Source organism: Helicobacter mesocricetorum, from assembly GCF_900198605.1.
GTDB classification, from domain to species: Bacteria; Campylobacterota; Campylobacteria; order Campylobacterales; family Helicobacteraceae; genus Helicobacter_D; species Helicobacter_D mesocricetorum.
On the sequence record NZ_FZPJ01000047.1, the window covers coordinates 1 to 5,148 of the forward strand.

The 5,148-nt window shown below is 33.0% G+C and carries 5 protein-coding genes; 3 read left to right on the forward strand and 2 right to left on the reverse strand.

The window, feature by feature from the left end:
• Positions 1-254 precede the first annotated feature (254 nt).
• The gene (locus tag C6H18_RS08350) at positions 255-719 is read left to right on the forward strand and encodes a DUF411 domain-containing protein (RefSeq protein WP_104722648.1); all 465 of its coding nucleotides are present in this window, start codon (positions 255-257) and stop codon (positions 717-719) included.
• Here the strand turns inward: C6H18_RS08350 and C6H18_RS08355 are convergent.
• Together C6H18_RS08355 and nhaA are read right to left on the reverse strand one after the other, a co-directional pair.
• Entirely contained in the window at positions 716-1,612 is an 897-nt protein-coding gene (locus C6H18_RS08355) for a DMT family transporter (protein WP_104722649.1), read from the reverse strand. The two genes, C6H18_RS08350 and C6H18_RS08355, sit on opposite strands and share 4 nt — an antisense overlap.
• Entirely contained in the window at positions 1,612-3,078 is a 1,467-nt protein-coding gene (gene nhaA / locus C6H18_RS08360) for a Na+/H+ antiporter NhaA (protein ID WP_104722650.1), read from the reverse strand. The genes C6H18_RS08355 and nhaA overlap by 1 nt, the downstream gene beginning before the upstream one ends.
• Before the next feature lie 156 nt (positions 3,079-3,234).
• Here nhaA and C6H18_RS08365 point away from each other — a divergent pair, with 156 nt between their 5' ends.
• On the forward strand, positions 3,235-4,017 hold the full coding sequence (locus C6H18_RS08365; RefSeq protein ID WP_104722651.1) for a phosphatidate cytidylyltransferase: 783 nt from the start codon (positions 3,235-3,237) through the stop codon (positions 4,015-4,017).
• Positions 4,017-5,148, forward strand: a 1,132-nt coding sequence (gene dxr / locus C6H18_RS08370; protein ID WP_104722652.1) for a 1-deoxy-D-xylulose-5-phosphate reductoisomerase, incomplete at its 3' end; no start/stop codon positions are given. The genes C6H18_RS08365 and dxr, both read left to right, overlap by 1 nt.

Consider the following 5,148-nt stretch of genomic DNA (forward strand, 5'->3'; position numbering starts at 1 on the left):
GTTTGTAAGGTTTTAAGGTTGAGGGGGTTGGGGTTGGTTGGTTTATTATTTGTTGCTATGTTTAGTTTATTATTGTTGCTTATTGTTATTGTGCTTTTTTTATTTATTATTGTTTTGTTTAGGGATTGTTTAAAAAATATCTAATATCTCTCTGTCCTACTCTTATCATCTAAATCATTAGAGCCAAATTATAAACATTGTTTTAATAAGGCAATGCTATGATTGCAATATTGCTAAATTTTAAGGATACTACAATGAAAAATAAATTTATCAGATTTTTAGGGTTAGGATTGCTCCCCCTAAGTCTTTTTGGAACTAACACTATTGAGCTTTACAACACTCCATTTTGTGGTTGTTGCAAAATGTGGGAAGAATATATGACAAAAAAGGGCTATGAGATTCATAGCAGTTATGCAGAGGATATTAGGGAGATTAAACAAAAATATCAAATTCATCCAAAGTTTGAAAGTTGCCATACAGGGATTATTGATGAATATGTGGTGGAAGGGCATGTTCCAGAGGACGCTATAAAGTGGCTTTTAGAGAATAAACCAAAAGATGTGATAGGGATTTCTGTGCCGGGTATGCCAATAGGAAGTCCGGGAATGGAACAGGGCAATATAGTAGAAGATTATCCTGTCATAATAATGTATAAAAATGGACAACATAAGGTTTATGGGATTTATAGAGGGCATACTTTGATACAGAAAAAACTCTAAAACTTTCTTTTAAATATAAAATGGGAAGATTTATAAAAATTGATTAAATAGGTAGCAAAAATAGCAAAACTTCCCCCAAGCAGAGTTAAAAAGCTAGGAATCTCTCCTAAAAGCCAATAGCTACTTCCTAAAGCAATCGCTGGAACAAGCAAGGTAAAGGAAGCAGCCTTTGTAGCACCAATATAATAAATACCAATATAATAAATACTTGTTCCAATGGCTGTTGAAAGGACTGCTACCATAAACATCATCAACCAAAATCTACTATCAAAACTAAAAACATTCAGCATTGCATCATTAAATAAAAGCAAAGGCGACCAAAATAGGACGCTTAAAAAAGTCATATAAAAATTAATCGCTAAGGGGTGGATTCTAATCCTTTGACAAACCAATGTTAAAATCGCCCAATCTATCGCACATAATATAAAAAATCCATTCAAAAGTAATTCTTTGAAATTTTGTAAATCTAAAAGACATATTCCAGCAATAATCCCAAACCCCAAGCCTAAAATCTCATTAGCTTTAATACTTCTTTGTGAGTTTGCATTATAGAGCATATAAACCAATAAATAAGCAAATATAGGCGTGAGTGTGGTAACTATTACACCACCCTTCCCTGCACTTCCATAGTCTAATCCAACAAAAAACAAAATAGAATAAATACTATTTAATAATGCTGTTAAAAATAGGAGCTTAAAGGCTTGATAACTAATGCGTAAAGAAATTTTTAATAAAAAAATAAGAGGTATAGACGCAAGAAACGCAAAGAAAAATCTCCAAAAAGTAATGACTTCAGCACTTGCATATTCGACCATAATCTTACTACTAGGCCAAGAGCTTCCCCAAAATATCATAGCCATAATCATAAGGAGATAAAAGGAGGCTTTTGGCATTATGATTCTTTGGGTTTTGTCGTAAAAAATAAAGCAATAGCCCCTAAAATAATAGCAATCAAGGAAGCTATCAAAATAGAAATTTTTGCCAATACAATTTGCTCATTAGTTGCATAAGCGAGATTAGCAACAAACATAGAAATCGTAAATCCAATACCTGCGATAATACCTATGGCTAAAATATGCCCATAATGAAGTCCGACAGGTTTAATGGCAATATGTAGCCTTTCTCCCAAATAGGCAAAAATAAGAACCCCTAAAGGCTTACCCACTATCAGCCCTAATAAAGTCCCCATAAATAATCCATCAATATTAAAATTAATACCAGAATCTAATTGAACCCCTGCATTTAAAAAGGCAAATAAAGGCACGATAAAGTAAGCACAAATAGGCTGTAAAAAGGTTTCTATTTTGACTAATGGATTTTGGGCGTAATGGGAATATTTTGCAAGTTTATCAAGAATCTGCACGCGTCTATTGGCTTCTTTCATATCAATTCTTTTTTCTTTATTGGGAACGAAAAAAGAAGTAATGTTTTTCGCAAAAGTCTTTAAAAAACCTTTTTGGGATTCCTGCATAGGAAGAGAGCTTCTTTTGTTGGAACTTATAAATTTATTCCATTCTTCTAAAATATCTAAAATCTGCACAAAATATTTCCTACGAATATTAGAACGACCCGGGATACTAAAGGCTACAATAACTCCAGCAATTGTGGCGTGTATTCCACTATTATAAATGGTAATCCACAATAAAATACCAAGAAAGATATAAGCAGAAGTGTATTTCACATCATAATAATTAATAGCAATTAAAATACAAGTAAGAACAATAGCGGTATATAACCAAAACAAATCTAAAGTATGGGTATAAAGGATAGCAATCACCAAAATAGCCCCTAAATCATCAAAAACCGCTAGTGTTACAAGAAAAATCTTTAATATAGAAGGGATTCTTTTACCAAATAACAACAAAAGCCCTAAGGCAAACGCAGTATCTGTACTCATCGCCACACCAAAACCATAAATAGAATCAGTATTGTAGTTGAAATAGGTATAAATGATGATAGGAATGATCATCCCCCCTAAAGCACCCAAAAGTGAAAAATTTATCTTTTTAAATCCCGCCAACTCTCCATAAAGCACTTCTCGCTTCATCTCTAAGCCAACCATTAAGAAAAATAAAGCCATAAGCACATCATTAGTAAAATGCAAAACACTAATGCTAAAAGACCACCCTTGAATAAAAGCACCAAATTCTAAGCCCAAAAACTCAAAATACCAATTGCTGTATTTAGAGTTTGCAATAAGCATTGCCAAAACAATACAGAAAAATAATAAAACTCCCCCAAAAGATTCGTGATGGATAAAAGTATGCAACCCCTCTTGCAATCTATCTTTTACATAACTTGTCGCACGAATAGTATTTTTAAAAGGGCTTGTAACTCTCTTTTTGATAGAAAAAAACATTCCTTGCCTTTGCCTTTATAGAGATAAAATCTTTGGCTATTTTAACAAATTTTTAAAGGACTAGAAACACTTTTAAGCTATTAAATTCCACTCAATCTCCTAAAAATAAGTTTCAAAGTATTTTTGTTATAATGACGCAATTTTTAAGGAGTAGTAATGCTTAAAAACATTGAATCAAAACGTTTATACACTGCTGCTTTTATGCTTATTGCCATAATTTTAATCGTGATTTTTCATAGTCCTTTTTTACTATGGCTCATCTTAGGAATTGCTTGTATTATAAGCTTTTATGAATCTTATCAACTTTATATAAAGACTAAACCAAACCCTATTTTTACAGGATTGCTTATTTTATTTTGGATTAGCCTCTATTGGTTGCAAACCTTGCATATTATCTTTGTAATTTTGATAATTCTTGCCTCCTATCAAGCCTACACACAAAAGGGCAATATGCTCTGTGCTATGCCTTTTATCTATCCAACTATTCCTTTTGCGTTTTTATATTTTTTATATTTAGATTATTCCATTAATGCCATAATTTGGCTCTTATTTATCGTAAGCTTAACCGATAGCTTTGCGTATTTTGGGGGGAAATTATTTGGGGGGAAACTTTTTAACAATAGCTGTTTTTGCCCTACTTCACCCAATAAGACTAAAGAGGGTGTTTTAATAGGCGTTAGCGTTTCTGTAATAATCTCCACCTTAGTAGGGCTTGGTGTTTGCAGTTTTTTTACGGCTTTGCTCTTAACCTTAACAACTAGCCTCTCAAGCGTATTTGGGGATCTTTATGAAAGTTTTTTAAAGCGACAAGCAAAAGTCAAAGATAGTGGAAGTTTATTCCCCGGACACGGCGGAATGCTTGATAGATTAGATGGATACTTTTTTGGGGGCATTGTTTTATATGTAATGCTAGAACTCTCTAAATGGAATTTTGATTAATGATACTTTTAGGTTCTAGTGGCTCTATTGGCGTAAATGCCTTAGAAATAGCAAAAAGGTTTAATTTAGAAGTAGAGACTTTGGGCATTGGGTATAATATTGAGCGACTTAACCAACAAATTTTAGAATTTAATCCCAAAAATATCATCATCGCTTCACAAGCTGATATTCCTAAGATAACACAAGCTTTCAAAGGCAATATTTATTGCGGTGAAGAAGGAATCTTAGAAGCCATTAGTCATTCAAAAAGCAATCTTGTTATTAATGCACTTGTTGGGTTTTTAGGATTATTCCCCACCTTACACGCCATACAATCTAACAAAATCGTAGCTTTAGCGAATAAAGAAAGCTTGGTAGTAGGGGGGGAGTTTATTGATACCTCTAAGATTATCCCTATTGATAGTGAGCATTTTGCCTTAAACTACCTTATGAATTTTAATCCCAAAATCCGCCCTTTTAAGAAGCTTTATATCACTGCAAGTGGTGGTGCGCTAAGAGACACCCCCTTGCATTTGCTTAAAAAACAAAACGCACAATCAGCACTTCAACACCCTAATTGGCAAATGGGAAAAAAAATCACCATTGATTCTAGCACAATGGCAAATAAGCTTTTTGAGACATTGGAAGCCTTTTGGCTTTTTAAAAGTAAAAATATTGATGCTTTTATCGAAAAAAACTCCTATATTCACGCACTTGTGGAGTTCTGGGATGGAAGCATTGTTGCACATTTTGCAAACTGCAATATGCAATTACCTATTGCCTATGCCCTATGTTTTGGGCTTGGACTAGGAGAGGATTTCTTAAACAATTTTTCCTCTCAACCAATCATTACACCTTTAAAAATCGATTCAAAAACTTATTGCTTAGAATCAATTGATACAAATCGCTACCCTTTATGGAGCTTTAAGGATTTATTATTAGAAAACCCTAAATTAGGAGTAGTTTTCAATGCGGCTAATGAAATAGCAGTGGAAGCCTTTTTAAAGGGTAAAATCACTTTTGGGGAGATAGAAGTCCTCATTACAAAATCTTTAAAAAACTTTACTAAAACCCAATATTCCACCCCTAAAGAACTCTTAGAGATTGATAAAGAAATTAGAGAATTTACAAATTATAATCTTAAACCACACT